Origin of the sequence: Nocardia sp. NPDC005978, from assembly GCF_040614455.1 — a bacterium.
In the GTDB taxonomy this organism is placed as follows: Bacteria; Actinomycetota; Actinomycetes; order Mycobacteriales; family Mycobacteriaceae; genus Nocardia.
The window spans coordinates 1-26,612 of the sequence record NZ_JBEXUS010000030.1 but is presented as its reverse complement, the minus strand read 5'-3'; the positions used below and the strand labels follow the sequence as shown (position 1 = coordinate 26,612).

Genomic DNA, 26,612 nt, shown 5'->3' with positions numbered 1-26,612 from the left:
TTCGTCTGGTCCGATCGGCTATCCCAGTTGGGCACGGCGACGCGTCAAGTGGGCCGTCTCGGCAGAGTTTCCTGTCATGGCGATAGCGGTGTCGTAGGCCGTGCGTGCCTGCAGAGTGCGCCCCAGACGTCGAAGCAGTTCGGCCCGGGCGGCGTGGTAGATGCGATAGCCGGCCAACCTATCGCCCAGTCGGTCGATGGTCGCCAAAGCGACTTCGGGTCCGTCGAGTTCGGCGACCGCGATGGCTCTGTTGAGGGCGACGATGGGCGACGGATCGAGGATGATGAGCTGATCGTAAAGCGCTACCACCTGCGACCAATCGGTATCGCGTGCCTCCCGGGCCGAAGTATGCACGGCGTTGATAGCCGCGAGAACCTGATACCTGCCCGGGCCGGCTCCGGTGATTGCGGCCGCGAGGCGCTCGCGTACGAGTTGGTGACCCTCGTGAATGAGCGCGGGGTCCCAGGCAGCCCGATTTTGCTCATCGATGGTGACGAGTTCGCCGGTGGTTGAGATACGGGCGCCACGCCGGGCTTCGGTAAGCAGCATCAGAGCCAGCAATCCGGCAACCTCGCCGTCATCGGGCAGGAGAGTGCGGATCAGGCGCGTGAGGCGAATAGCTTCGATGGTCAGATCCTGACGGATGGGGTCGGTGTCGGGCCCGGTCGCGAGATAGCCCTCGTTGAAGACCAGAAAAAGGACAGCCAGAACACCTGACACGCGCGCGGGCAGATCCGAGGCCGCCGGGACTCGGTAAGGGATCCGCGCGGCTTTGATTTTCGCTTTCGCCCGGGTGATCCGCTGCCCCATGGTGCTTTCCTGCACAAGAAAGGCCCGTGCGATCTCCGGAACTGTCAGTCCCGCAACCATACGCAAGGTGAGGGCGACGCGTGCCTGCATGGCCAGTGCCGGGTGGCAGCAGGTGAAGATCAGCCGAAGCCGTTCGTCTTCGATAGCGCCAGATGCCTCGGGCGGTTCCTTGTCGAACAAATGCCGAGACTCCTTCTGTTTGCTCTCACGCTTGCTCTCTCGTCGGATGCGATCGATTGCTTCGCGACCAGCGGTAAGAGTGAGCCAGGCACCTGGGTTGGGGGGGATGCCGTCGGTAGGCCACCGTTGCACGGCTGTCGCGAAGGCCTCCGCTGCTGCCTCCTCGGCGATGTCGAAGTCGCCGAAACGCTGGATCAGGGCGGCTATCACCCGGGCCCACTCTTCGCGGTGGGCACGGATGATGGCCGCATCGGCATGACGACTGCTCACAGAAACGGCCGTACCTCGACCTTCCGGTTACAGGCTTTGGATCCTGCGCAGGCGAGCTTCAGGGCTACATCGAGGTCGCGAGCTTCGATGACCCAGAACCCGATCAGGTACTCCTTGGATTCGAGGAACGGCCCGTCGGTGAACAGCGCCTGAGTGCCTCGGTTATCGATCACAGTGGCCGACTCGGGTGTCCCGAGACCGCCGGCGAACACCCAGTGCCCGTTGGTTTTTAGGTCGGCATTGAAATCGTCAACCGCGGCCTGCTCGGCGTCGTCGATCGCATTCTGATCGGCGGGCTTGTCGGCTTCGGTAGCTTCGCGGATCACGGAAACCAAATAGTGCATCGTGTGCATCTCCTGTCAGATGACGGCTGACCAATCTGCGGTGTGATCAGGTGGTGTGGGTCGGGGCAGCGGGAGTGTGCTGCATTGGTTGGCCCGTCTGTGGTTCTCGCGACGGTCCAGCCCGGTGAAGGGGCTCGCTTCCTTACGATGTGTTTTGTAGTGCATCTGAACAACCGCGCTGTCGAAGGTTGTCACGTCCATTAGCTGCAGGGCCGAGGAGTCGAATCCGCTGGGGAACAGTTTCCTGCCTCGGCCCAGCAGCACAGGGTGTACAAACAACCGGTATTCATCGATCAGGCCGTGCTCGATGAATGGTGCAATGGTTGTGGCTCCTCCGAACAGCATCATCTTGCGGTTGGGTGTCGCCTTTAGCGCGGCGACTTCGTCGATCAAATCGTGGGTCACTACTCGTGTGTCCCAGCCTGGGCTGTGCAACGTTCGTGAGAATACGAGCTTGGGTGTGCGTTTCCAGCATCGCGCGAAGTCGGTGTAGAACGGGGAGATGCCGGGGTCCCTATCAGCTGTCGGCCAGAATGAAGCCATGATCTCGTACGTCTTCCGCCCGTAGAGGAACATGTCGGCGTCGGTCAGCTGGCTTACGAACGGCGCGCAGAGTTCTTCGTCCACGATCGGCCAGTAGACGTCGTCGTACCCTTCGGAGTAGCCGTCGAGTGACGTCTGCATCCACAGCGTTATGGTTCCCATGGCAACTTTCGTTCCTGTCAGGTGCCGCCGACAGGTCGGCCTTCTCCTGAGTCGGGCATCATCGTCTGATCGTGTTGTTTCCCAAGTGGTTCGGTTGCCGAGTGGAAGGCCGAATCATGTGCGGGATCGGTGTCAGATTCTCGGGCACTGCGCACAAGCGGTGGAACATCTTCCACACCGGTTGTCAGGCGGTGGCGAACTGCGGGCGTCCAACCGGCCGGTAGACCTGGATGGAAACCCCTTTGGAGTCCGTTCGCGAGTGCACCGACTCCAGAGCGGTGTCGAGGCCGTCGTCAGGGAAGAGACGAGCGCCCTGGCCGAGAACGACCGGCACAACCAGCAAGGTCATTTCGTCGACCAGATCGTGTTCGAGCAGCCATCTGATGAGGGTGCGGCTGCCGTGTACCTGGAGTTCACCGCCCGGTTTGGCCTTGAGCTCGTTGATCGCGGCGACCAGGTCGCCGGAAAGGACGGTCGTGTCCTGCCATGGGGGTGTGGTGAGCGTCGAGGTGACGAGATATTTCGGTGCCTTGTTCAGCGCGATGCCGATGGGGTGCGTGCGCATCGCGTCGACCGTTCCCCATGAGCTCGCGAACATCTCGTAGGTTCGTCGCCCATAGAGAAACCCCTCGGCTCGTTGATAGGTCCGGGTGATGTAGTCCATGGTGTCGCCGTCTCCAGCGCCCATCGCCCACCCGCCACGCACGAAGCCGTTTGTGCGGTCTTCATCGGAGGTCCCGCCGTTCCCCTGCATCACGCCATCGACGGTGATCTGCGTCATGGTCGTCAGCTTCATAGCCACGGTCCCCTTCTCTTCGGGCACCCGGTAGTGCCCTCTCACCTTCACTACGAACACCGTCGGTTCGATTCGACAGGGGATGTGAATTACGGTGTCGGATGTGCCGGAGAGATAGTCCCGGGCGGAGAGATCGGCCAGCGCCTCAACCATGTAGGTGAGGACATAGTCGAACTCATCGATGCGTTGATGTCTCAGGACACAATCGCCCGCAACGAACGGTCGGGAAAATGCCTGTTCAGAGCGTCGGTGGCAGGCCGAACGCGGGGAACAACTCGGCCGGGAACGACGTGATCTCCACGATCCTGCCGTCCGCGATCTGCAGCAAATCAAGGACTTTGGCCTCAAACGCTCTACCGCCGGGCGGCCGGATGTAGTGGGCCAGCGCAGGCTGCCGGTTCGCGCGCGTCGACACGCTGCGCCACTGCCCGAAATAGGCGGGCGACGCGGGGTCGAACGCCTGCACCAGACCGGCGATGAACGAGTCTCTGCCGTTCCAGAGCGGATCGGGATCCCCCGGTACGCAGGATACGAGCATCGGCATGGTGACCCGCACGTCCTCGTGCAGGAGAACGACCATCGCGGCCGCGTCGGCGCGCTCCAGGGCGGACATGTAACGGTGCAGCAGGGCGCGCTCGGCCTCGGTCGGGTCCTCGGCGGGCGCCCACTCGATACGCGAAGGGGGCAGGTGCTCCTTGAGCGTGACCCGGGCTCGTTGCAACGCGCTGTTGACCGAGGCCACGCTCACCTCGAGCAAGTCGGACGTCTCGCTTGCCGGCCACCCGAGCACGTCGCGCAGGATCAGCACGGCTCGCTGCTTCGGCGGCAGATATTGGATGGCGACAAGGAATGCGAGCTCGATGGTCTCTTTCGCCACGACCGCGGCGTCCGGCTCGGCCTCGCTCGGTGCCGCCCGCTCGAGCATCCGGTCCGGGTAGGGCTGCAGCCACGGGATCGCGTCCGGCGACTGCGACGACGTCCCCGATGTGGCCGCCACCCGTGACCCCCGCGGCTGGCGCGGATTGCGGGCCAGGAAGTCGAGGCAGGCGTTGGTGGCGATGCGGTAGAGCCAGGCACGGAAGGTGGACCGGCCCTGGAAGGTGTCCCGCTTGCGCCATGCTCGCAGGAAAGTCTCCTGCACCAGGTCCTCGGCGTCCTCGTAAGACCCGAGCATGCGGTAGCAGTGGACCTGCAACTCGTGGCGGTGGCCGTCGACCATCGCCACGAAGCGCTGTTCGTCGACGGACTCGTAGTTTCCAGGCTCGACACGGCTCACGGATCGCGCCCTGCTTTCGGAAGACAAACCGTCGATGAGAACGATCGATGTTACCACGCTGAGCCCGCCTTTCAGATGTCCATCACGCGGTGACCAGCGGATATGTGAACAAACTCTGCCCTGGCCAGCGCGCCTTCGGAGATCAAGGATTGCGTGCGCTCACGATGACACGCCTCGAGTTGAGCAACCTGGGGCCTTCTTACAGGGCCCCGAATGGTGGGTCGGACACGCGATCCGCGAAGAGGGCTTCTGATCCCGCTTAGGATCAGTCGCTCACATCGGCCGACACCAACGGGGCCGGCTGTCCGGCGGCATTCGGCTCTTCGCCCTGCGGCGGGACCTGTTTGAGTCCAGTGATGGCGAGAACCGCGAGCCCGATGAAGAATACGGCCGAGACCGTGGCGACGATGTTCACCCCATTGATAAAAGCCTCTTGTGCGGCGCTGAGCAGCGCCGGGCCGCTCGGCGCGGGGGTCTCGGCGGCGGTCACCGCAGCGCCGGCGATGCTCTCGCGAGCCGCCTCGGCCGAGCTTCCGGTGACACCGCTCGGCACGTCGATGCTCAGCCGGTAGACGACGGTGCCGATGAGTCCCAACAGCGCGACGCCCAGCGCGGTGCCGAACTCACCCAGACTTGCGGAGAGCGAGCCGGCCGAGCCGGCCTTCTCCTCCGGCGCGGAGGTCATGATCAAAGTGGCGCTCAAGATACCGATTACACCACCTCCGGTCGACGTGACGATGAGTCCGGCCATCAGCAGCCCCATCCCCGAGGTGGTGCTCACCTGCGAGATGATGCCCATGCCGATCGCGGCGACCACCGCGCCGACGGCGAGCACGTAAGCTGGCCGGACCTTGCGGACCAGGCCAGAGGCGACGCCGCCTGAGACGATCAGGGCGATGGACGGTGCAAGCATCCAGGTGCCGACGGATAGCGGCGACAAGCCCTTGACCAGCTGCATGTAGAGGATGACCATCAGCATGACGCCCCCGGAGATAAGCGGAGCGATTAATGCGAGCAGGGCCGAGGTCGACAGCTCCCTGATGGAGAAGAGACTGAGATCGAGCAGTGGGTGTTCGAGTTGCCGCTGGCGGCGCAGGAAGAGCGCTAGGAAGACGATACCGGCCAGGACGGAAGCGATCGGCGGGATCGCCCAACCGCTCCGGCCGATCTCCTTGAGGCCGTAGATCAGGGGCAGCAGGGCGGCCAGCGAAACTGCCACGCTGACGAGGTCGAGCCGGCCCGCGGCGGGGTTGCGTGACTCGGGCACAAGGAACGGCCCGAGGATCAACAACAGTGCCATGATCGGCGCACCGATCAGGAAAATCGATCCCCACCAGAACGAGCCGAGCAGCAGGCCGCCGACGACCGGGCCGAGTGCGATGCCGGCCACCAACGAGGTGCCCCAGATGCCCATCGCGGCGCCGAGCTGCTTGGGATCCTTGAATATCGTGCGGATCAAGGCCAACACCGAAGGTGTGACGGCCGCGCCGGCGATACCCATCAGGGCGCGGGCACCGATGAGCATCCCGGTGGAGGTGGAGTAGGCCGCCAGTAGGGATGAGGCCAGGAAGGCTGCCGCGCCGACGAGCAAGACCTTCCGCCGACCGATTCGGTCACCCAGCGTGCCCATGGTGACCAGGAAACCGGTGATCAGGAAGCCGTAGATATCCATGATCCACAGCTGCTGGGTTCCGTTGACGCCTAGGTCCGCACTCACGCTCGGCAGCGCCAGGAACATGATGTTCATATCCACCGCGGCCAGCATGGTGGGTAGGCACAGTACCGCAAGCGCGATCCACTCCCGCGCCCCAGATTTGGGAGCAACTTCGACTGAAGTCATCGCTCTCGATCCTCTCGTCTCCGCGTGCCGATCCGTCGCGGCAACACATGTATAAGACGGATTTGAGCTAGAAAACTCATCTCACCGTCCATGCTCGGCGGGTGCCTGACGGACTCGTTCGGACACTGTCTTGTTCGGTATGGCGATGGCAGCGGCCGACATCGCCGGGTGGGCGGAAATGGCGTTGCTCGCCCGGTTCGCAAGCGATGACGAGATGGGACGTATTGAGCAGTGCGCCAGCGATTGTGCTGTCAGGTTTAGCAATCACATGGATGTCGTGGCGGGGGTAATTCCTGGACCAGCAGTCGTGTCGGTGTAACAGCAATCGCGGTTGCCTGCCTCTTCCCAATTGACCAGCCATCCACACACGGATCGACCGGCTCGGCGACGTACCAGCAATCGTGGTCTGGTCATCCTGATCGACGGGCGCAGCACTCAGTGCTTGGAAAGTGTTCGGCAGCATCGCGCTGCTCTGCTGTTCGCGGTGACCAAGGACGTCCCGCAGTCCGTTGCTGCCGTTGTCATTTCGACCAGGCGCGCCCTGCCACTGATCGCGCTGACAGCATGTGCGGGGCGATGGCTACCGGGTACTTACCCGCTCTGCCTCCGTCTTCATCAGGTGCGTAGCCTATCCGCGCTACAGACCTTGGCTGCCTTCGCTGTGCCGACACATGCGCGGCCAATCGGCTGATCGCGCGTCTGGCGAGCGGCTCGTCGAGGCTCGGTGGAATACGCGCCGGAATTCCGCTGAACTGGAGAGATACTGGTAGCCCGGATCCCTTGCGAAGTCCGGCTAGCCGGGGTCGCTTGATTTATTGCTACACCTTGCGACCCATGTAGGACAGCAGCTTGGTCTGCTCGTCAGCGTCGGGGCCAACGGGGATCTCCGGACCCGACACCCGCGGGTTGCGAATCGCCTCGTCGCCGACCATCTTCAGCGACGCCCACAACTTCGGTATCTCGCTCGGGTCGATCGACTCGTCCTGTCCTGTGGCGCGGGCCAGGTCCCAGCCGTGGATGGCGAGTTCGTTGCAGACGGCCCGGTCGATCGCCTCGGCGAACGTCCAGCGGCCGAACCGGCCGTCGAAGATGGCCTGCGACCGCACCGGGTCGGCGAGGTCGCCGGCGATCCTGTCGCTTGCGTGCTTGAACGCCGCCAACGGGTCCTGGTCGACGGTCGGGCCGGGGCCCAGCCGCCTACCGACCATGCTGAGATGGACCGCGCACATCTCCGTCACGTGGCCCACCAGGTCACGCACGTTCCACTCGTCGCACGGCGTGGGATCGCCCCAGCCGTTCGGCGCCACGCCCTCGATCTTGGCGACGAAGGCCGCCGACAGACGCCCGTAGCGCGCAGCGATCTCCTGGGTGCCCTCGCTGACCGCGGTGTTCGGCTGGTGGTCCTCGGTCGATGGCATTTTTCCTCCTGCTGGTAGACGGCCGGTTGCAATCGATCTTTCGATTGTTTGGGCGCCGCGCGGCCGGGTGAGCCGGCAACGGGGCATACCTATACGACGGCACGATGGCGGGAAAGTGATCGGTCACCACCACGCCGGCCAGGCGCTGCCCGGCTTTAGCGGGGCTCGCGCTGGCGGGCACCCACAAACGTCGACCCCCGTCAGCCCTCGGTGCGCCTGGAGCAAGTAACCGACGGATACAGCGCTCTGCTTCGAGTCAGGAGTGGGAGGATGCTGGACTGGGACAGCTGTTGCGTACTCGTACGAAGCGAGCGAGCAGGTCCTGAACGAGACAGCCTGTGTTCGTCTCATTCAGGAAGTAGGTGGCGGCGTCGGAAGCAGTCTGCGACGATGCGCTGGCCTATTGACCCACCCGGCTGTCAGGGACGGTTGAACTCTCCGTTGGCAGCGCCGGCAAGGAACGCATCCCACTCGCCCGGTGTGAAGACCAGGGGTGCGCCGCCAAGATTCTTGGAGTCTCGGACGGCGACTCGGCCATCAGGGATGTGGGCTACCTCGACGCATGCAAGTGCTTCGCATCCACTCGCCTTGTGCCAGAACAGTTTCAGCAGTTCTTCGATCGTCAGCGGCAAGAAGTCCATCGCAAAGCTCCATTCGGACGTGTGAAGTGGGGGAATTCGCATTTCAAACGATATGGCGTTCCCATTCCAGGCAAACGCACTCGGCTACTGACAACTATCACATGATCGGTCCGTCGCATCGCGCGTGAATTGCATTGGGCCGCAACGTCGGTCGACACGCTCTGCGTTCGCGTGGCCGGCTGTTCCCACCCTTGGGATCTGCCTCGAAGCGACTCCCCTGCATGGGTAGGACACTTGTCACCTGCCGATCCAGCGACCCTGTGTCCTCGAGGCAAGGGCGTCGACGAAGACGAGGTACCCGATGGCCGTAAATAGCGAGGGCCGTTCCCGGATAGAGGTCCTACTGGGCAGGCTGTCGACGGAGGCGGTCATGGGCCTCGCGTCGCAGATCATGACCGCGAGCGATTCCACCGGAGTCGCGCCATCCGGCGAGAATTGCGATCGCTACACGCACGTGCGAGCGGTACCCACACCTGACAGTTTGCTAACCGCTGAACATTTGGCCAACATCGAGGAACTGCTTGGTCGTCCCTTCGCTGAACCGTCCGATGGCGTCTTCGCGCACGGTGCGAACGAGCGCTTCACGATCAGGGCTCTTCGGGTGTCGGGGGACTTCAGGAAGCACGAGTGGGAGGACGAGCAGGAGTTCGATGGCTACTGCGATCACGAGATCGGCGTGATCGAGGCTGACTACAACGCACTGGTGGCAGCGTTGGCTCGACAGTGGGGGCCGCCCATCACTGTCGACATGGCGGTGTTTGTCCCTGTCCTCAGCGTGGGCGGCCCTCTGCCGACTGTCGTTGATGCGCTGGTGGACGCGGGCTTTTTCGGCTCGTTCCCGGCTTGGAATCGTGGCGGCAAGTGGTTGGGCATCGCGCGAAGTCAGGTGGACGAGGAGTCTCCGCACCGCCTGATTGCCATCCTCACCGACGGCAGAATCGACGAAGAACACGAGCCGGGGTGAGCGAGATCGCCAGGATTCTCATCGGTCGGACTTGATCATTTCCGTGTACAGCGCCCTGAGGGTTCGGAGGGTGGCTTCCACGTCGGCGGTGGGAATGGCGCCGAAGCCGACGGACTCGGACCGCTCGATGAGAGTCTTTGCCCTGGTAAGCAATTCACGTCCTTCGGGAGTGAGTGCGAGTGTGTTCTGTCGGCGGGACCGCGGAGAAACCGTGACCTGGATCCAGCCGGCGCGCCGAGCGATATCGATTTGCCTGCTGACCGCACTCTTCGCCAGGCCGAGTCGCTCGGCCAGTAGTTGTTGCGAAGGTACCTCGGTGCCCATGTCGAAGAGCCGCAGCAAGGTGAACTGACTGAGGCTGATCCCCAGCTCGCGGCGAAACATAGCGTCGCCTCGTTTGTCGATGAGAGCGACGACCTGATGGATATAGAAGCCGAACTCGCTGTAGAAGTCGCTGGAACTGGGCATGCGCGAGCCTAACATGTATGTTCTAATAAGAACGGTTCACATGTGAACTGTTCTCGTAAGGACATAGCAATGGATACACCCCCGGCAATGCGTAGGGCGTCTCACGGAAAGCTGTCGCTTGCCTACGAGGTCATCGGACCGGACCACGGACGGCCGTTACTGCTTCTCATGGGGGTGGGGGCGCAGATGCTCACCTGGCACGACGACTTCTGTTGGGCGTTGGCGCGGTCCGGGTTCCAGGTCGTGCGAATGGACAACCGGGATGCCGGGCTCTCTACGCACCTCAGTGAACTGGGTGAGCCGAAGGTCGTGGATATGATCCTGCGCCCCAAGCGCGCTGCGCGCTATTCCTTGACGGACATGGCCGCGGATGCGTTCGCGGTGTGCGATGCGATGGGGTGGGACAACCTGAACGTCGTCGGCGGGTCCATGGGCGGAATGATCGCGCAGACGATGGCGATCGAACGCCCGCGGCGAGTGCGCTCGTTGACTTCGATCATGTCCTCGCCATCGGCACGCATCGGGCGCGCCTCCGTCCGCACGAGCGTGAAAGTCGCGGGATTGCTGCAGCAGCAGGTGCATTCGCCCGAGGAGGCGGGTCGTCAACTCGTGGAGATGTACAAGATGATCGGTACCTCACCGTCGGTCTACCCACTCGACGCAGACTGGCTCCACGAGGTCGGCGCCCGCAGTTACGCGCGTGCGTACGACCCGGCCGGCAAATTGCGGCAGCAAGCCGCGATGCTGGCGGCGCCAAATCGCACTGCGGCCCTTCGGAAGCTGCGCGTGCCGACCCTGGTGATGCACGGGTCCGCGGATGTCATGATCCGCCCGTCGGGTGGTAGGGCCACCGCCGATGCGGTTCCGGACTCGAGGCTCGTCATGCTGCCGGATGTTGGGCACGGTGCGTTTCCGCGCGAGGTCTGGCCCACCATGATCGAGGAGATCACCGCTATCAGCGTCTGAATTGCCACAGTTCCGACCGGCAAGTAGACCACCGCAATCACCTTTGCTCAGGAGCCGTCATGGCTACACTCAACACATACATCTGTCTCGGTAACGCCATTGACGAAGCCGCGAAGTTCTACACGGCGGTCGTCCCGGGCTCGCGGATAATCGACATCGTGCGCAAACCTGGCGGGGAGGCGTTGGTTGCGAATCTCGAACTAGCGGGTCGTGCCGTCACTCTTGTCAGTGGACGACCAAGCGATTGCTGTACCAATGGTGTGTCATTCCAATTGATGGTTGACAGTCAAGAGGAAATTGATCTTGTGTGAGACGCGCTCAGCGAGGGTGGGCAGACTGCGTCTTGTGGTTGGCTGACCGACCGTTTCGGAGTGCATTGGCAAGTGGCTCCATCCATTTTGGCTACTCTGATGTGCGGTGAACCGTCAAGGACACTGGCGGCCGGTATCGCGTCGCAGAGAATGAGAAAACTTGATATCAGGGCACTTCGTGATGCATACGATCGGGGTTGACCTGCAGTACATCCGCCCCTCGCTGGATGTCCACGATCAATGTTGTAGTCGGTACCCGATCCGCCGCGGCCTCCTCTCCTCGGACGTACTGCGTGCGATGTTGAAGGTGCCACCAACCATGGGAACGTTCGGCGGGCGCCTGCCCGATACATTTCGAGCTGGCAGGGCCGAAAAACCCGAAGCCATTATGGTCTCCCAGTCGCTCGAAAGGCACGCAATGCGCACCTTGGCATGGATGCTGCTGCGGCAGTTGGCAATTGTGGTTGCAGTATCGAGCGCCTCGTTGGCGCCCGCCTTTGCTGAGCCTCAGGAGAATCCCGAGGAGGTACCGTCGCTCGGAGTCGATCGTGGCCCATCCGTAGGCAAGAGTTCGACGTGTCCCTCCGGGTATTTTTGTCTGTTCGAGGACGCCAACTATGGGGGGACATCGTTCCTTTTTCCTACCTCGAGTCCTGCGGGTAAGTGCCAGAAGTTCAGCACTGGGTTTGGCAACAGAGCCACATCGTGGTGGAACAACACCTCTCGCGAGCTCTGGGTCTATGTTGGCGCGAACTGTGAATCCTCCGGACTTTTTGTCAAGCAATTGGTCAGGCCAGGGGAGAAGGTCGCAACGCTGGACACTCCGACGTTCAGATTCTTGGACAATCAGATCGAGTCTCTGAGCTTCAAATAGAAGCGCCGGGCGCCTGTGCACCACCACTCATGGCGCGACGCTGCCCAGCTTGATCATCGCCCTAGGAGTAACCGTGTCGAGCACAACCGCGTGTGAACGGGAGGGTTTCACAGGTAAGCGATGGCAGGAATCGGGCTCCTGCCGGGGTATGGATTCGTCGGTGTTCTTTCATCCGGACGGGGAGCGCGGAAGTGCCCGTTCGTCTCGGGTGCGGCGTGCCAAGCAAATCTGTCGAGCGTGTCAGGTGCTGGAACTTTGCCGGTCATACGCTCTGACGGTTGGCGAGCCGTATGGGATTTGGGGAGGGTTGTCCGAACGGGAACGTCGTACGCTTCGGCAACAGAGATCCGGAATCGGGCAGTCGGCCAAGCTCTCTCGGAAGCTCGACGTCGCTTGAGCCGACACGCGTAAACGACCGCGCCTCACTTGCCATGCTGGCTGGGCCGGCGAAGGATTCAAGCTCCGGGCCGGTCGGTCGACAACGGGCGCCAGTGCAAATGCGTGAACTGGCGGTTTCGGGCGAACGCCGAACCGACGACGCCGCGCTGCGAGCGGCGACGCATCGCGGTCAGCAACTGCCAACGGACCCGGTGCATCTCGGCTGAGGTGAAGGAAAGCCGTGCCAGAGATGGGGCGGATCGGTTTGAGGACGCCCTATCCACGGCGGTAGCAATGGCCTTGTCAGCGGTGCCGGGGGGATCCGATACATGGCACCCGGATTGCCAACCACCGGCGCGACCGTAGTCTCAATAGCCGTGTCGATCTGGAAATCTTCCGCTGCCGCGACAGGAACGTCCACCGCCAGGGGCGACACCGCGAACGCGAGCGGCAAGATCGCTCGAAGTATGAATCTTCCTGCACAGTATCGGTCAAGCATGGGGCATCCTCCTCTACTCGGTCACGTCCGGTGTGACCGGTCGCGTATGCGGCGAATGTTATGCCCGAGCACGCACCCGCTTCGCTGATCGAATTACCCACGGTGAGAAGAACCTCGGCCAGTACTTGAAAGCCTTGGCGCACATGAGCCGTCCGGTCGGCGTGCAAGTTCGCCAGATCCCACACCGTCGCGTCCGTACGGCGAATTGGTTATTGAAGAATCCACCGGCGTGTGGGGTAGTCACATGAAGATGGAGTCGGCTATCAGGTCGGCCAGGCGTCCCGGCGGCGCATCGTGACTTCGTGCTTCCGCAGTCGCGGCGGCGGCAAGCATCGAGATGACATCCGGCGTGGTCAGGTCTTCGCGAAGTCGACCGGCGTCGCGTGCACGGTCGACGAGTTCATCGAGCGTCGCGAGATAGCGCTGCCTGACGGCAGCATCGATGTCGACGTGCTGGTCGACAGCGGTGACGAGTTCGCACAGGGCGACGTTCTGGCGTATCTGCCGCACTGCCAAACGCCAGAACTCGACGATGCGGGTGCCTGGCGGATCGTCGGGCAAAGCGGGCACGAGGTCGAGTAGCTGGGCCAACCGGGCGGAGATCACAGCCGCGTAGAGGGATTCTTTTGTAGGGAAGTGCCGGTAGACAGTTCCGGCGCCGACACCTGCTCGAGCGGCAATGTCGAGCAAGCCTGCGCTCTTGCCTTCTTCAGCGAAGAGCTGTTCGGCAATGGCGAGCACGCGCTGGCGGTTGCGGAGCGCGTCGGCTCGCGGCCCCTTCGTAGTCGGCATCGGACCTTCCTCTGTAAACGGGTTCTGGATTCCGTATCGTCTGACGGATCCGGGTTCTTCAACCCGGACAATAAGGCTCACCACGCTCAGGAGTCGTCATGTCCGAAATGATCACGGTGTTTGCAGCGTCAGGCCGGCAAGGCAGTGCGACAGTGTCCGCTCTGCTCGCGTCCGGGTGTCCAGTGCGGGCGGTGGTGCGAGACCCACGAAAGGCTGCCGCTTTGCGTTTGGCCGACAAGGGCGCGGACGTCGTCCCGGGTTCGTTCGACGACAAGGATGCTGTCGGTCGGGCGTTGCACGGGGCCACCGGTCTGTACCTCTACCAGCCAGGTTTCGTGTCCTCGCAGGCTACTCCGGGTACCGGTCCCAACGACGAGCTGCGCCGCGGGCGAGCGATCATCGACGCCGCCGTGCGGGCCGGCGTCGGACACATCGTCTATTCCTCGGCTCTGAGCGCCGACCGGCCCGACACGAGCCCACTGCTACATCCCAAACCGAACTCGAGCAGTACCTACGTGGCACCCAAGTACCCGCCACAATCCTGCGCCCGGTCGGGTTCATGGAAAATTACCTCGGTGCCTTCCGCGGACTGCGCCCCGACGGTGTGCTCGTCTCTACAACCCCTCCGAACGTGGTCGAGCAGCTCATTGCGGTGGCCGACATCGGGTCGTTCGCCGCGTGCGCGTTCACAGATCCCGAGGGCTGGGTGGGTCGTGAGATGGAAATCGCAGGTGACGAACTGACTACGCCTCAGATCGCGGGCTATATCGCGGCGGCGACCGGCAAGGCAGTCCGATATCAGCAGATCTCGTTGGACGAGGTCAGGGCATCGAACCCGCAACGGGCAGCTGCGCTTGCACGCATGTTCGACAATGCCGATTGGCCTACGGCCGACCTGGTGAAATGCCGTGCCGCCAACCCCGCGCTGGTCGGATTCGGCACTTGGCTCGGCACACCCCACGTGGCTGAGGCATTGAGCATCTACCTGTCCGGCGCCGCAGATGAGCATGGCCCGTCCGTCACTGCGTAGCAAGGAAGTGGACTACTTGCGATGGAGCCCGAGGATCAAGCCAGGACGTGCGCACGACTTGCAGGTGCTTGTCGGCCGTTGTCGATGCGCATACTGGGTGGCGCTGCAGATCTCCAGGTCCCGTTGATCAAGGATCGGCTGCTGTCGACATGAGTCGCCGAACCACAGTCGTTGTATAGCGTGGTGTTTCGTGTCGACCCGGCCTTGGGGGAGGCGAGCCGGTCGAGTCCTGCCATGATTGACCGCTGTTCCAGTTGGAAGACTGTTCGCCCTCACCGTGGTGGGGCACCGAGAGGACTGTTCATGGCCCGCAGGGTTGTAGTGACCGTTATCGACGACTTTGACGGAACCTCCAAGGCGGAGGAGACGCTGTCCTTCGCGCTTGACGGCATGCAGTATGAGATCGACCTTTCCGCGACAAACGCCGGCAAGTTGCGTGCAGCGTTCGAGAGCTGGACGGTCAAGGCACGTCGAGTAGGTAGGGTTAAGGGAGTGAAGAGTGCCAAGTCGCGCGATACTGGTGCACGAGAGCAGAGTTCGGCGATGCGGGCCTGGGCGCGTCAGAACGGATACGAGGTATCCAACCGCGGCAGGATCCAGGCTGACGTCGTGTCGGCGTACCGGAAGGCACATCAAAGTGCGGAGCCGGCCTGAAAGCTCGCCTCACGCTTTGTAGGTAAGCATCTGATATGCACAGTGGCGGGTGGGCTGTCCGGTAGCCCACCCGCCACTCCCTATTTCGACATGCCGCGTCGGGTGTGACAAGGTGACGCGGACGTCGTGCCATAGACGCGCTCGAATCAATTGGGCGGCAACGTGTTTCACTGTAGTGCATCCGTACTGCTGCGGGTGATCTCGACGGAGTCCAGGTCTTGAACCCGACGATGAGATGTCGAGTACACGTGCACAGCTTCGTCTCTCACGTAGATGCGGTCACGTGCCGTAGCCGATGATGTCCCGGCAACCAGGAGCCCAGCATGGCTACGGTCAACACCTACGTTTGGTTCGACAACACAGCCGAAGAGGCCGCGAAATTCTACGCCGCGGTCATTCCTGGATCGCGAGTCGTCGACGTTGCCCATTATCCGTACGGAGCCGCGTTCACTACCAGCCTCGAGCTTGCGGGCCATGCAGTCACGTTCGTGAATGGCGGCCCTGGCCACCCTTCGACCGACAGTGTGTCGTTGTGTTTGCTGGTTGAAACTCAAGAAGAGATCGATCTCGTCTGGGATGCGCTGACCGAGGGCGGCACCGCTGGTCCTGGCGGATGGTTGACCGACCGCTTTGGAGTGAGTTGGCAGGTGGCGCCTACCATCCTGCCCCTCCTCATGAGCGCCGAGGATCCCGCCAAGACCCTGGCCGTCGGCTTGGCAGTTCAGGCGATGACCAAGCTGGACATCAAGATGCTTCGCCTCGCATACGATCGGGGTTGAGAGACCGGCAATGTGATTGTCATGAGCCCATCCTGCTGAGGAGACTGCTACCTGCCGCACGATCACGGTAGCCGCCCGGCGTGGGGAGGCCGCAACAGCGCAGTGATCGGCATGATTCGCTCGCCTACCGACCGCTGACGCCAGTCCGCAGTCTCGGCCGCGCTGCTGCTTTCCGACGAGCGCAGGTGCCGGTAGCTGCCCCGAAAGTTGGCAACCCGAGAACGTTGACGCTTGGGGTGTCGAGATTTGGTTGGCGGCGTCGTCTACCTCGACAAGAGCGCCTTGCACCCTGTCAACCCGGGAATTCAGGTGCGACGTCGCTGACCTGGCGCTGCCATGGCGACTTTTTCGATGACTCCACTGACGCGGTAAGCGGACTGTGGAGAAGGTTCAACGAAGTCAGTACGCGGGGCGAACGCCGCGACGATGAAGATCGATCACGGGAGACCCTGCCGGCGTGCGCGGTGCACCTGGCGGCGCGGGATTCCTCGGCGCGGCCAACACCGTTCCGGCCAATCCGATCGCGAGACCGGCGATCGTCAGCGGGTGCAGCGGCTGATCGATCACCAGCCAGGCCATCACCGCCGTCACCGCCGGGATGACGAAGAACATCCGGCTGACCCGGGTGGCGTCCCAGCGCTGGAGCATGGTGTTGAGCAGCAGGAACGCGCCCATCGAGTTCACCAGCACCATCCAGATCAGCGATCCGGTGAAGCGGCCCGGATCCGAGACGTGAAAGTCGCCGCCCGCCAGCACCATCAGGCCCGCGAACGGCGCGGCCACGGCCATGTGCACGGCGGTCCCTGCCCGGGGGTCGATCTTCGGGGTGAAGTGCTTCTGATAGACGGTGCCCAGGCCGAGGCCGAGCAGTCCCACCACGCACAGCAGCAGTCCGGTCGGTGAGAACGACGACTGGTCCAGGACCGCCAAACCGACTCCGAGACCGCCGATTCCGAAGCCCAGCCACTGCACCCCGCTCACCCGCTCGCCGAGCACGCCCGCGAAGACCGCGATCAGCACCGGGCTCAAACCCTGCACCAGGGAGATGACCGCGGCGGTGACGTGTTCGCCCATCGCGCTGTAGAAGCCGCCGAACTGGACCATCTGCATCAGCAGACCGGCGACCATCGTGTGCGCGAGCACGCGCCCCCGCGGCCAGGTCGCGCCCGTGACCAGGGCCAGCGCGATCAGCAGGACGCCGGCGATGGCGAAGCGGCCGAACAGCACCAGCATCGGCGGGGCCGCACCGACGCCGATGACACCCGCGATGAAGGCACTGCTCCACATGAAGATCAACGCGGGCGGTCCCGCGACCTCCAGCAGCCGGTTGTTCATCGGATCCCCTCTCCCGCGCTAACCACCTTGAACGGTTACTACCGTGGCACCGCGCTCACTAACCTGTCAAGGGGGTTACTATGTGAAGGTGTCCTCATTCGACGATCCGCACTTCTTCGTCAGCGGCAATCTGGCGCTGAACTTCATCGGCACCTTGATCGGCCGCCGTGACGAACGGCGCGACATGGTGAGAACACCTGCGGCACTGGCAGACTGGATCCGGGCGTCCGGCCTGCTGGACAGCGCGCCGGAGTGCGACGACGCCACCGTGCGCGCGGCCGTGGAGCTGCGTGAAGCGGCCTACCGCCTGGCGCGGGCCGTCATGTCGGGAGAGGCGCTCGTCGACGCCGACCGCCGGCGGATCAATACCGTTGCCCGCGGGCCGATTCCGGACACCGCGTTGCGCCCGGACGGCACCGTGCAGCGCACCGGCGACGCGGCCCGGGCGCTGGCCGCCGTCGCGCGCTCGGCCGTCGAACTGTTCGGCGATCCCGAGCGGGGCCGGATCAAGGAGTGCGGCCGCGAAGGTTGCACCCGCCTGTACCTCGACACTTCTCGCGGCGCTGCCCGCCGGTGGTGCGATATGGCCGTCTGCGGCAACCGCGCCAAGAGCGCGGCTTTCCGGGCGAGGCACGCCGAACTGTCCTGATCGCGCCGGCTCGGAGCCCATGGGCCGGCCCGCATTCACGGTGCCGCGGAACGTGGTTCGAGTCGCATCGCCGAGGAGGACTCCGGCGGAGTAGCACGCCTGTTTCCCACGCGAAATGCGATGACCTGCGACGGAAGTGGTGCGCATCGAAATTGCATCGACTGCGGTAGCATCGTCGGCGACGTACTGGAACGAGCCGGGGGCGGGGTCATCCCGTCCCGGGAATCAATCGTTTGCCTCGGCGTGGTCCGTCCGGACGACGGTCACCGCCACAGCATGAATTGACCGGCGGAGGAGTCTCGGCATGGCTCGATATCTCGTGGCGGCGAGCCCGATCCCGGGACACGTCGCGCCCATGCTGACCGTGGCCGCGGACCTGGCCCGCCGCGGACACGAGGTGCGGTTCCTGACCGGTTCGCGGTTCGCGGAATCAGTTGCGGCACAGGGGATCTCCTGTGCCGAACTGCCGGAGAGCACGGCGGTGCCCGCGCCGGACGCGGCGCGAGGTCCCACCCGGGGTCTGATAAGCAAATGGCGCACCGGCAGAGCGGAACTGCGCACGGCAATGCTCGACCCGATCGCCGGACAGTTCCGGGCGTTGAGCGCCGAGCTGGCACGGACGACCGTCGACGCGGTGCTCGCCGACGTGATGTTCACGGGCGTCGTCCCGCTGCTGCTCGCGCCGCGGCCGCGCCCGGCGGTGGTCGCCTGCGGCGTGGTCCCGCTGATGCTCTCGAGCGCCGATACGCCGCCGTTCGGCATGGGCTGGCAGCCCCGCCCGGGCCGCGACTACACGGCGATGAACCGATTCGTGCACCGGATCCTGTTCCGCGGCAACCAGCGCCGGCTCGATACCGCCTTCGCCGCGCTCGGGCTGGGACCAGCACCCGGCTACCTGCTGGACTGGCCCCTGCTGGCGGACCGGCTGCTGCAGTTCACCGTCCCCGCGTTCGAGTATCCGCGCGGCGACCTGCCCGAATCGGTGGTGTTCACCGGCCCGATCCCGGCACCGCCCGCCGCTGGCTCCGGCCCGCCGGAGTGGTGGGGCGAGCTGGCCACCGCGCGCACGGTCGTTCACGTGACCCAGGGGACCTGGAACAACGGCGACCTCGGCCAGTTGATCGCGCCGACGCTGACGGCGCTGCGGGATCGCACCGACTTCCTCGTCGTGGCGAGCACGGCGGGATCACCGCTGCCGGACCTGCCGATCCCGGCCAACGCCCGCATCGCCGATTTCGTGCCCTACGGCCACCTGCTGCCCCGGGTGGACGTGATGATCACCAACGGTGGTTACGGCGGTGTGCAGCAGGCGCTTCGCCGCGGCGTGCCCGTGATCGTGGCGGGGGAGACCGCCGACAAACCGGAGGTCGCCGCACGGGTCGCGTACACCGGCACTGGAATCGATCTGCGCACCGCCCGCCCCACGCCCGCCGCGATCGCAGCCGCGGTCGACCGGATCCTGGGCACACCCGACTTTCGTTCCGCGGCAGCACGACTAGGGAGCGATATGAGCAAAACAGCACCGCTGGAAGTGATTTCGAACGAACTGGCCGAACTGCACCGCGGTTCGCCCGCGGCCGCCGCGCCCGCCCGGAACGGCCTGCCCCGATGAGCGCCGTATCCTTCGACCCCGCGCGGACCCCGCTCGATCCGGCAGCGCCGGACCTGGCCGCCGGCTTCGAGAACTGGCACAGCGACACCCGGACCCGGGTGCTCGCCGAACTCGCCGACTTCCTGCGCCAGGCCCGCGTGAAAGAACTGCCGGACGTCGGGGTGGACGAGGTGCTCGCCCAGTACGCCATCGGCGGAAAATGCCTGCGTTCGGGATTCATGTACCTCGGCTGGCTCTGCGCCGGTGCGCCCGACGCCGCCGCGGTGCGCGCCGCGGCCAGTCTGGAACTGCTGCACGCGTTCGCACTACTGCAGGACGACGTCATGGACGACGCCGTGCTGCGCCGCGGCTCCGACGCGGCGCACGTCCGGCTCAACGCCCGATTCGGCGGGCGAGCCGGTGCGGTACCGGGTTTCGGAACCTCTGCCGCGACACTGCTCGGGGACATGTGCCTGGTCTGGTCCGAGCAGATGTTGCGCGAGAGCGGCGTCGGAACCGACGCGCTCGCGCGACTGTGGCCGCGCTACGACGCCATGCGCATCGAACTGGCAGTGGGACAGTTCGCGGATCTGGCCAACGACGTGCGCGAACGCCCGAGCCTGGACACCGTGCTCGGCATAGCGCGCGCCAAGTCCGGCAACTACACGGTGCGCCGCCCGCTGGAACTGGGCGCGGCCCTCGCCGGCGCGAGCGAATCGATGCTCACCTGCCTCGGCGACTACGGAACCCGGATCGGCGAGGCCTTCCAGCTGCGTGACGACCTGCTCGGGATCTTCGGCGCCGACTCGGTCACCGGCAAACCGCAGGACAGTGACCTGGGCCAGCACAAGGCCACCAGCGTCGTGGTCGCGGCGCTCGAGCTGGCCCGGGGTAGCGCCCACCGCGAACTCGCGGATCTGGTGGACCGCCCCGAACTCGACGCCGCCGCCATCGCCCGCTGCCGGACCTTGATCGCGGCCTCGGGTGCGCCCGAACAGATCGAGGACATGATCGCCGAGCGCGTCCGCGACGCCGGGCGCGCACTGCGGGACTGCGCGCTCGGCCCGGATCAGCATGTGGCACTGGAACAGATGGCGCTGCAATGCAGCGCACGGCAGTTGTGAGGAGAGGGGACGCGATGCGCACGGTCACCGGACGCAGCGACCATGTCGTGGTGGTGGGAGCGGGCCTGGCGGGCCTGTCCACCGCGATCCATCTGGCCGGGCGCGGCCGCACGGTGACCGTGGTCGAACGGGAACCGGCGCCGGGCGGGCGCATGGGCAGGCTGGACCTGAACGGCTACCGCATCGACACCGGCCCGACCGTGCTGACGATGCCCGGGCTGATCGAGGAACTCTTCGCCGCGGTGGGGGAGAGCATGGCCGATCGCCTGACTCTCACGCCGGTCGACCCCGCCTACCGGGCGCGCTTCGCCGACGGGCGCACCCTGGACGTGCACAGTGACGAGGAACGGATGGCCGCCGCCATCACCGACTTCGCCGGCGCCGGCCAGGCCGCGGGTTACCGCGCACTGCGGGACTGGCTGACCCGGCTGTACGCGACCGAATTCGATCGATTCGTGGCCGCGAACTTCGATTCACCACTGTCGATGTCGCTGCCGGCGCTGGCGGGACTGACGGCCCTGGGCGGATTCCGGCGCTGGGATCGCAAGGTCGCCGAGTTCATCACCGACCCGATCCTGCGGCGCGTGTTCACCTTTCAGTCGCTCTACGCCGGGGTCGCACCCGATCGGGCGCTGGCCGCCTATGCGGTGATCGCCTACATGGACACCATGTCCGGGGTCTACTTCCCGCGGGGCGGCATGCGGGCGGTGCCCGACGCGCTCGCGGCCGCGGCCGAAGCCGCCGGGGTGAGGTTCCGATTCAGATCCAGCGTGACCGAACTCGAGCGCACGGCCGGGCGCGTGGTCGCCGTGCACACCGATCAGGGCGAGCGAATCGCCTGCGACGCGGTCGTTCTGACGACCGAACGCCACCGCTCCTACGAACTGCTCGCTCATCGCTCGCGCCGCCCCCTCGCCGTGCGCCCCGCCCCGTCCGCGCTGGTGCTGCACGTGGCGTGCGAGCGGAACCCGCGAATTCCCCATCACAGCCTGCTGTTCGGCGACGCGTGGCACAGCGCGTTCGCCGAGATCATCGAGCAGGGCAGGGTGATGTCCGATCCCTCGCTGCTCGTCACCCGGCCGACCGCGGGCGATCCGAGCCTGGCTCCCGCCGGTCGCGATCTGCTCTACGTGCTGGCCCCGGTGCCCAATCTCACTCGGGGACACATCGATTGGGAGCGCGAGCGCGACGAGTACGCGACGGAGATCCTCGACCTGGCCCGCGCGAGACTCGACACCGACCTGCGCGAGGTCGAGGTGCTCGACGTGGTCACCCCCGCCGACTGGGCCCGGCGGGACATGCTGGCGGGCAGCCCGTTCGCGCTGGCGCACACCTTCTCCCAGACCGGTCCGTTCCGGCCCGCCAACATGATTCGCGGTATCGAGAATGTCGTGCTCGCGGGCGGGTCGACGGTACCCGGGGTGGGAATCCCGCCGGTCCTGATCTCCGGGCGGCTGGCCGCCGACCGGGTCACAGGTCAGCGCGAGCGCAGCACCGTCACCACGGGTGACGCCGGCGTCGGGCTGCGCAAATGACGCGCGCCGAGCTCGACGCCGCGGGGATCACCGAACCCGGCCTGCGCGAGTCGTATTCGCGCTGCCGCGAACTCAACGCCGCCCACGGCAAGACCTTCTTCCTCGCGACCCGGCTGCTCGCGCCGGACCAGCGCCCCGCCGTGCACGCCCTGTACGGCTTCGCCCGGCGGGCCGACGACATTCTGGATGAATTCGACCCGGCGCTGACCGCGGCCGACCGGGCGAGCCGCCTGGACACCCTCGCCGGGCAGTTCGGCTCGGCCGACGCCGGGGGTGATCCGGTGCTGGCCGCCGTCCTGCACACCGCGCGGGCCTACCGGATTCCCGGCGACCTGTTCGACGCGTTCCTGACCTCGATGCGCATGGACCTCACGATTACCGACTACCCGGATCGCGCCGCCCTGGACACCTACGTCTACGGCTCCGCGGAGGTCATCGGCATGCAGCTGCTGCCGATACTGGGAACCGTGGAGTCCGTCGAGGCGGCCGCACCGTACGCGGCCGCACTCGGAAAAGCGTTCCAGCTCACCAACTTCCTGCGCGATGTCGACGAGGACCTCGCCCGCGATCGCGTCTACCTGCCCGCCGACGAACTCGCCGCGCACGGCGTGGACCGCGAACTGCTGCTGTGGTGCCGGAGCCGGGGCCGGGTGGACCCGAAGGTCCGGGCCGCGCTCGCCGAACAGCTCGCCATCACCCGCGGCATCTACGCGCACGCCCGGCACGGCACCGAACTGCTCGCCCCGCGCTCACGGCCCTGCGTCGACACCGCCGCGGTGCTGTACGGGGAGATCCTCGATCGCATCGAGGCCGCGGACTTCGAAGTGTTCGGCCGCCGCGCGCGGGTCGGCACCGGTCGCCGGTTACGGGTCGGGACAGCGGGTTTCGTACGCGCGTGGCGTGCGCGCCGCGTGGACGGCCCCCACGCGGCGCCGGGCGTCCGGGCGCCGTCGATCGAGACGGGCGAGCCGGGGGAGCGGAGGTGAGGTCGTGGAGCACTGGCACTACCTGCTGATCCTGCTGGGCTGCCTGGTCATCACCGCCCCGCTGGAGTTCCTCGGTCCCGGCGTCTACCGGCGGCCGCGGCTGCTGCTCGCGGCACTGTGGCCCGCCGCGGCGCTGTTCGTGGTCTGGGATCTGATCGCCATCGCCGCGGGGGTGTGGAGTTTCAACTCCCGATTCACCCTGGGGGTGCGGCTGCCCGGATCGATGCCGCTCGAGGAACTGCTGTTCTTCGTGGTGGTGCCGGTGTGCGGTCTGCTCACCTTCGTCGCGGTCGAACACCTGCTCGGGGTAGCGCGTCGCCGGCTCGGCAGCGCCGACAAGGCGACGCGGCGATGAACCTCACCGGAGTGGGATATACGCTTCCGGCGATCATCGCCGTCGTGGTCGTATGCCTGATCGAGTCGAAGCTGCTGCACACCGGTCTGTTCCGGCGCCCGGCGTACTGGATCACCATGGTGATCGTCTTCAGCTTTCAGATCCTGGTCGACGGCCTGCTCACCGCGGGACCGACCCCGATCGTGGTGTACAACCCGGATCACATTCTCGGACTTCGATTCCCGTGGGACATCCCGGTGGAGGACTACTTGTTCGGATTCGCCCTGGTCACCTCGTGCCTGCTCGGCTGGGAACGCGCGCGACAGCGCGGGATCGGCGAGCAGCGATGACCGTGCCGCACGATGGACTCGGGCGCGATCGCCGTCGCGTCCGCTACCCGGCCGCCCCGGGCCACCGCGACCTCACCGAACTCGGACCCGCGCCCCGGGTGGCCGTCGTCGGCGCCGGGATCGCCGGGCTGGCCGCCGCGACCGGGCTGGCCGAACGCGGGTGCACCGTCGAGGTCATCGAACGCGAGCGGTATCTGGGCGGGCGGGTCGGCGCGTGGAACGAGCGCCTGCCCGACGGCACCGAGGTCGCCATGAACCGCGGCTTCCACGCGTTCTTCGCCCAGTACTACAACCTGCGAAAACTGCTGGGGCGCAGCGATCCCGGCCTCGATCGCCTGCGCAGGCTCGACGACTACCCGCTGGTCGACGCCCACGGCCGCCGCGACACCTTCCGCGGCCTGCCGCGCACACCACCGTGGAACGCACTGGCGTTCGCGCTGCGCAGCCCGACCTTCCGGGTGCGTGATCTGATCCGGATGGACCCGCGCGCGGCCGCACCGCTGGCCGCGGTCTCGGTGCCGGGCATCTACGAATGGATCGATCACCTCGACGCCGACACGTTCCTGCGCGAGATCAACTTTCCCGAATCTGCCCGGCATCTGGCGTTCGAGGTGTTCTCGCGCAGCTTCTTCATCGAACCCCGGCGCATGTCCGCCGCCGAGCTGGCGGCGATGTTCCACATCTACTTCCTCGGCTCGAGCGAGGGGCTGGTGTTCGACGTCGCGCGGGACAACTTCGACGTCAGCCTGTGGACGCCGCTCGAGCGGTACCTCATCGGGCCGGCCAGTGCGCAGCGGCCGGGCACGGTCCGATTCACCCGGGGTGTTGGCGTCGAGCGCGTCGAGTGCGAGGGTGCGGGCTTCCGGCTGACCGACGACTCGGGTGCGACCTCGAGCGTCGACGCCCTCGTGCTGGCGACCGACAACACCGGCCTGCGCCGCCTCGTCGAATCGTCGCCGGAGCTGGGCGACGCCGATTGGCGCGCGCGGGTGGCGGGCACCGCCGTCGCCCCCGCGTTCGCGGTGCAGCGGCTCTGGCTGGACCGGCCGGTGCGTGCGGACCGCACCTGTTTCCTGGGCACCGGCGGGCTGGACCCACTCGACAACATCAGCGTGGTCGACCGCTACGAGAAGCAGGCCGCGCAGTGGGCGGCGGCCACCGGGGGCAGCGTCGTGGAACTGCACGCCTATGCCGTGGCCGAGACGGTCCCGGAACCGCGGGAACGCGCCGCGATCCGCGACCGGCTGCTGGCGCGGCTGCACGCGATGTATCCGGAGACAGCCGCGGCGACCATCGTGGGGGAGTCCATGCTGTGGCGGCAGGATTGCCCGCGCTTCTCCCCGGGCGATTTCGCACCCCGCCCCGGGGTACAAACTCCGCACCCGCGCCTGATGCTGGCCGGCGACGGCATTCGCGCCGATCTGCCGGTCGCCCTGATGGAACGGGCCGCGACCACCGGCTGGATGGCGGCCAACGCGCTGTTGCGCGAGTGGGGCGCGGCCGGGCACACCCTGCATTCGGTTCCCGCGCAGGGACGTTCGACGTTCCTGCGAACCCTCGCGACCCGCGAAAGGCAAGCCCGATGAGCATTCGCAGCGCACTCGTCAACTGGCCCGACAGGTCGCCGCTGCAACGGTTCGCACCCGAGAAGTGGGCGCGGCAGCAGCCCACCTACGAGGACGCGGATCCCGGGGTGATCACCGCGGCGCTGCGCTGGTCCCAGCAGCGCCCGTCCGGGAACTGGTACGCCGTCGCCGCGGCCTCCGCGATCGGCCGCGATCGCCCGTTCGGGGCGAAGGTCGGCGGCAAAGAGGTGGTGCTGTGGCGCGACGACGCGGGCGCCCTGCACGCCGGACCCGGTGCGTGCCCGCATCTGGGGGCCGCGCTGGCCACCGCCGAGGTCGAGAACGACGCCCTGATCTGCCGGTGGCACGGACTGCGGGTCGGGCCCGGCGAGGACGCGTCGCGATGGTGTCCCTACCCGGCTCACGATGACGGCGTATTGGCTTGGGTGCGTATGGATTCCGTCGGCGGGGAAGAGCCGACGGACGCGCCGATCCTGGGCGAGCGCCCCGCCGACACCCGGGTGCACGCGGTGACCCGGCTGATCGGGGTGTGCGAGCCCCGCGACATCATCGCCAACCGGCTCGACCCGTGGCACGGGTCCTGGTTCCACCCCTATTCCTTTGCGCGACTGGAGGTCACCTCGACGCCACCCCGCGACGGGATCACCGAGGAGAATCATCGGTTCGTCCTGGCGGTGACTTTCCGGGTGACGCGCCGGCTCGGGGTGCCGGTGCAGGCGGAGTTCACCTGCCCGGATCCGCGCACGATCGTGATGCGCATCGTCGCGGGGGAGGGGCAGGGGAGCGTGGTCGAAACCCACGCCACCCCACTGGGTTCCGGGCCGGACGGGCGGGCTCGCACGGCCGTCGTGGAAACGACCATCGCGACCTCCGAGCGACCCGGATTCCAGTACGCGCGACGGGCACTGCCGTTGCTGCGGCCGATGATGAACCACACGGCGAATCGGTTGTGGCGCGACGATCTCGTCTACGCCGAACGCCGGTACGCGTTGCGCACACATCAGACATAGAGCGCGCACGGAACGGCCGTGGGGTGGGGGGGGCCCAGACCACGCCGCCCCCCGGGGGGAATAGCCCCCCCGGGAAAAAGGGGAGAGGGGGGGGTGGGGGATGAGGGTGGGGGGGTT

26 protein-coding genes and 3 pseudogenes are annotated in these 26,612 nt (G+C 65.9%); 18 read left to right on the top strand and 11 right to left on the bottom strand.

Going from position 1 to position 26,612, the window contains the following annotated elements; translation table 11 throughout:
• Positions 1-18: 18 nt before the first annotated feature.
• The 8 genes from ABZ319_RS16215 to ABZ319_RS16180 form a co-directional block, all read right to left on the bottom strand.
• Positions 19-1,260 carry a sigma-70 family RNA polymerase sigma factor gene (locus ABZ319_RS16215; protein ID WP_354987196.1) on the bottom strand — a complete coding sequence of 414 codons (1,242 nt, stop codon included), beginning with the start codon at positions 1,258-1,260 and terminating at the stop codon, positions 19-21.
• Positions 1,257-1,604, bottom strand: coding sequence for a YciI family protein (locus ABZ319_RS16210; protein ID WP_354987195.1), 348 nt, complete (start codon positions 1,602-1,604; stop codon positions 1,257-1,259). The genes ABZ319_RS16215 and ABZ319_RS16210 overlap by 4 nt, the downstream gene beginning before the upstream one ends.
• Before the next feature lie 15 nt (positions 1,605-1,619).
• Positions 1,620-2,309, bottom strand: coding sequence for a dihydrofolate reductase family protein (locus ABZ319_RS16205; RefSeq protein ID WP_354987194.1), 690 nt, complete (start codon positions 2,307-2,309; stop codon positions 1,620-1,622).
• Between the two features lie 184 nt (positions 2,310-2,493).
• Positions 2,494-3,258, bottom strand: coding sequence for a dihydrofolate reductase family protein (locus ABZ319_RS16200; RefSeq protein WP_354987193.1), 765 nt, complete (start codon positions 3,256-3,258; stop codon positions 2,494-2,496).
• Between the two features lie 85 nt (positions 3,259-3,343).
• On the bottom strand, positions 3,344-4,438 hold the full coding sequence (locus ABZ319_RS16195) for a sigma-70 family RNA polymerase sigma factor (RefSeq protein WP_354987192.1): 1,095 nt from the start codon (positions 4,436-4,438) through the stop codon (positions 3,344-3,346).
• 208 nt (positions 4,439-4,646) lie between these two features.
• Positions 4,647-6,221 carry an MFS transporter gene (locus ABZ319_RS16190; protein WP_354987191.1) on the bottom strand — a complete coding sequence of 525 codons (1,575 nt, stop codon included), beginning with the start codon at positions 6,219-6,221 and terminating at the stop codon, positions 4,647-4,649.
• A gap of 818 nt (positions 6,222-7,039) precedes the next feature.
• Complete coding sequence (locus tag ABZ319_RS16185; protein WP_354987190.1) at positions 7,040-7,639, bottom strand: TIGR03086 family metal-binding protein; 600 nt, start codon at positions 7,637-7,639, stop codon at positions 7,040-7,042.
• 419 nt (positions 7,640-8,058) lie between these two features.
• Complete coding sequence (locus ABZ319_RS16180; protein WP_354987189.1) at positions 8,059-8,280, bottom strand: DUF397 domain-containing protein; 222 nt, start codon at positions 8,278-8,280, stop codon at positions 8,059-8,061.
• Between the two features lie 370 nt (positions 8,281-8,650).
• Between ABZ319_RS16180 and ABZ319_RS16175 the strand changes: the two genes are divergently transcribed.
• Positions 8,651-9,244 (top strand): hypothetical protein, encoded by a 594-nt coding sequence (locus ABZ319_RS16175; RefSeq protein WP_354987188.1) that lies wholly within the window; start codon positions 8,651-8,653, stop codon positions 9,242-9,244.
• A gap of 18 nt (positions 9,245-9,262) precedes the next feature.
• Here the strand turns inward: ABZ319_RS16175 and ABZ319_RS16170 are convergent, their stop codons facing one another.
• Complete coding sequence (locus ABZ319_RS16170) at positions 9,263-9,712, bottom strand: MarR family winged helix-turn-helix transcriptional regulator (protein WP_354987187.1); 450 nt, start codon at positions 9,710-9,712, stop codon at positions 9,263-9,265.
• A gap of 69 nt (positions 9,713-9,781) precedes the next feature.
• On the opposite strand from ABZ319_RS16170, the gene ABZ319_RS16165 reads away from it, so the two are divergent.
• The 4 genes and pseudogenes from ABZ319_RS16165 to ABZ319_RS16150 all read left to right on the top strand — a co-directional run bounded on the left by ABZ319_RS16165 (position 9,782) and on the right by ABZ319_RS16150 (position 12,260).
• Positions 9,782-10,678 (top strand): alpha/beta hydrolase, encoded by an 897-nt coding sequence (locus tag ABZ319_RS16165; RefSeq protein ID WP_354987186.1) that lies wholly within the window; start codon positions 9,782-9,784, stop codon positions 10,676-10,678.
• 59 nt (positions 10,679-10,737) lie between these two features.
• A pseudogene (locus ABZ319_RS16160) lies at positions 10,738-11,190 on the top strand (VOC family protein).
• A 118-nt stretch (positions 11,191-11,308) separates the two neighbouring features.
• Positions 11,309-11,863, top strand: a complete 555-nt coding sequence (locus ABZ319_RS16155) for a peptidase inhibitor family I36 protein (RefSeq protein WP_354987185.1) — start codon at positions 11,309-11,311, stop codon at positions 11,861-11,863.
• Between the two features lie 73 nt (positions 11,864-11,936).
• The gene (locus ABZ319_RS16150) at positions 11,937-12,260 is read left to right on the top strand and encodes a WhiB family transcriptional regulator (RefSeq protein WP_354987184.1); all 324 of its coding nucleotides are present in this window, start codon (positions 11,937-11,939) and stop codon (positions 12,258-12,260) included.
• A gap of 720 nt (positions 12,261-12,980) precedes the next feature.
• On the opposite strand, the gene ABZ319_RS16145 is transcribed toward ABZ319_RS16150, so the two are convergent.
• The gene (locus ABZ319_RS16145; RefSeq protein ID WP_354987183.1) at positions 12,981-13,532 is read right to left on the bottom strand and encodes a helix-turn-helix domain-containing protein; all 552 of its coding nucleotides are present in this window, start codon (positions 13,530-13,532) and stop codon (positions 12,981-12,983) included.
• A gap of 98 nt (positions 13,533-13,630) precedes the next feature.
• Between ABZ319_RS16145 and ABZ319_RS16140 the strand changes: the two are divergent.
• From ABZ319_RS16140 to ABZ319_RS16125, 4 genes and pseudogenes are all read left to right on the top strand, one after another.
• Positions 13,631-14,041, top strand: a pseudogene (locus ABZ319_RS16140) (NmrA family NAD(P)-binding protein); the annotation flags it as partial.
• Positions 14,032-14,562 (top strand): annotated as a pseudogene (locus tag ABZ319_RS16135) (NmrA family NAD(P)-binding protein); the annotation flags it as partial. The pseudogenes ABZ319_RS16140 and ABZ319_RS16135, both read left to right, overlap by 10 nt.
• Before the next feature lie 303 nt (positions 14,563-14,865).
• Positions 14,866-15,216: an Lsr2 family protein gene (locus tag ABZ319_RS16130; protein ID WP_354987182.1), complete on the top strand. Its 351-nt coding sequence runs from the start codon at positions 14,866-14,868 to the stop codon at positions 15,214-15,216.
• A gap of 323 nt (positions 15,217-15,539) precedes the next feature.
• Positions 15,540-15,995 carry a VOC family protein gene (locus ABZ319_RS16125; protein WP_354987181.1) on the top strand — a complete coding sequence of 152 codons (456 nt, stop codon included), beginning with the start codon at positions 15,540-15,542 and terminating at the stop codon, positions 15,993-15,995.
• A 399-nt stretch (positions 15,996-16,394) separates the two neighbouring features.
• On the opposite strand, the gene ABZ319_RS16120 is transcribed toward ABZ319_RS16125, so the two are convergent.
• A complete protein-coding gene (locus ABZ319_RS16120; RefSeq protein WP_354987180.1) occupies positions 16,395-17,330 on the bottom strand; it encodes a DMT family transporter in 936 nt (311 codons plus the stop codon).
• A gap of 88 nt (positions 17,331-17,418) precedes the next feature.
• Between ABZ319_RS16120 and ABZ319_RS16115 the strand changes: the two genes are divergently transcribed.
• The 9 genes from ABZ319_RS16115 (at position 17,419) to ABZ319_RS16075 (ending at position 26,495) form a co-directional block, all read left to right on the top strand.
• The gene (locus tag ABZ319_RS16115) at positions 17,419-17,979 is read left to right on the top strand and encodes an ABATE domain-containing protein (protein WP_354987179.1); all 561 of its coding nucleotides are present in this window, start codon (positions 17,419-17,421) and stop codon (positions 17,977-17,979) included.
• Between the two features lie 304 nt (positions 17,980-18,283).
• A complete protein-coding gene (locus ABZ319_RS16110; RefSeq protein ID WP_354987178.1) occupies positions 18,284-19,591 on the top strand; it encodes a nucleotide disphospho-sugar-binding domain-containing protein in 1,308 nt (435 codons plus the stop codon).
• Positions 19,588-20,694 carry a polyprenyl synthetase family protein gene (locus ABZ319_RS16105; protein WP_354987177.1) on the top strand — a complete coding sequence of 369 codons (1,107 nt, stop codon included), beginning with the start codon at positions 19,588-19,590 and terminating at the stop codon, positions 20,692-20,694. Before ABZ319_RS16110 ends, ABZ319_RS16105 begins: the two co-directional genes overlap by 4 nt.
• 14 nt (positions 20,695-20,708) lie before the next feature.
• Positions 20,709-22,229 (top strand): phytoene desaturase family protein, encoded by a 1,521-nt coding sequence (crtI, locus tag ABZ319_RS16100; protein ID WP_354987176.1) that lies wholly within the window; start codon positions 20,709-20,711, stop codon positions 22,227-22,229.
• Positions 22,226-23,215: a phytoene/squalene synthase family protein gene (locus ABZ319_RS16095; RefSeq protein WP_354987175.1), complete on the top strand. Its 990-nt coding sequence runs from the start codon at positions 22,226-22,228 to the stop codon at positions 23,213-23,215. Before crtI ends, ABZ319_RS16095 begins: the two co-directional genes overlap by 4 nt.
• A 4-nt stretch (positions 23,216-23,219) precedes the next feature.
• On the top strand, positions 23,220-23,570 hold the full coding sequence (locus ABZ319_RS16090) for a lycopene cyclase domain-containing protein (protein WP_354987174.1): 351 nt from the start codon (positions 23,220-23,222) through the stop codon (positions 23,568-23,570).
• Positions 23,567-23,899: a lycopene cyclase domain-containing protein gene (locus ABZ319_RS16085; RefSeq protein ID WP_354987173.1), complete on the top strand. Its 333-nt coding sequence runs from the start codon at positions 23,567-23,569 to the stop codon at positions 23,897-23,899. The genes ABZ319_RS16090 and ABZ319_RS16085 overlap by 4 nt, the downstream gene beginning before the upstream one ends.
• Positions 23,896-25,485: an FAD-dependent oxidoreductase gene (locus tag ABZ319_RS16080; protein ID WP_354987172.1), complete on the top strand. Its 1,590-nt coding sequence runs from the start codon at positions 23,896-23,898 to the stop codon at positions 25,483-25,485. The genes ABZ319_RS16085 and ABZ319_RS16080 overlap by 4 nt, the downstream gene beginning before the upstream one ends.
• Complete coding sequence (locus tag ABZ319_RS16075) at positions 25,482-26,495, top strand: DUF5914 domain-containing protein (RefSeq protein ID WP_354987171.1); 1,014 nt, start codon at positions 25,482-25,484, stop codon at positions 26,493-26,495. The genes ABZ319_RS16080 and ABZ319_RS16075 overlap by 4 nt, the downstream gene beginning before the upstream one ends.
• Positions 26,496-26,612: the final 117 nt, after the last annotated feature.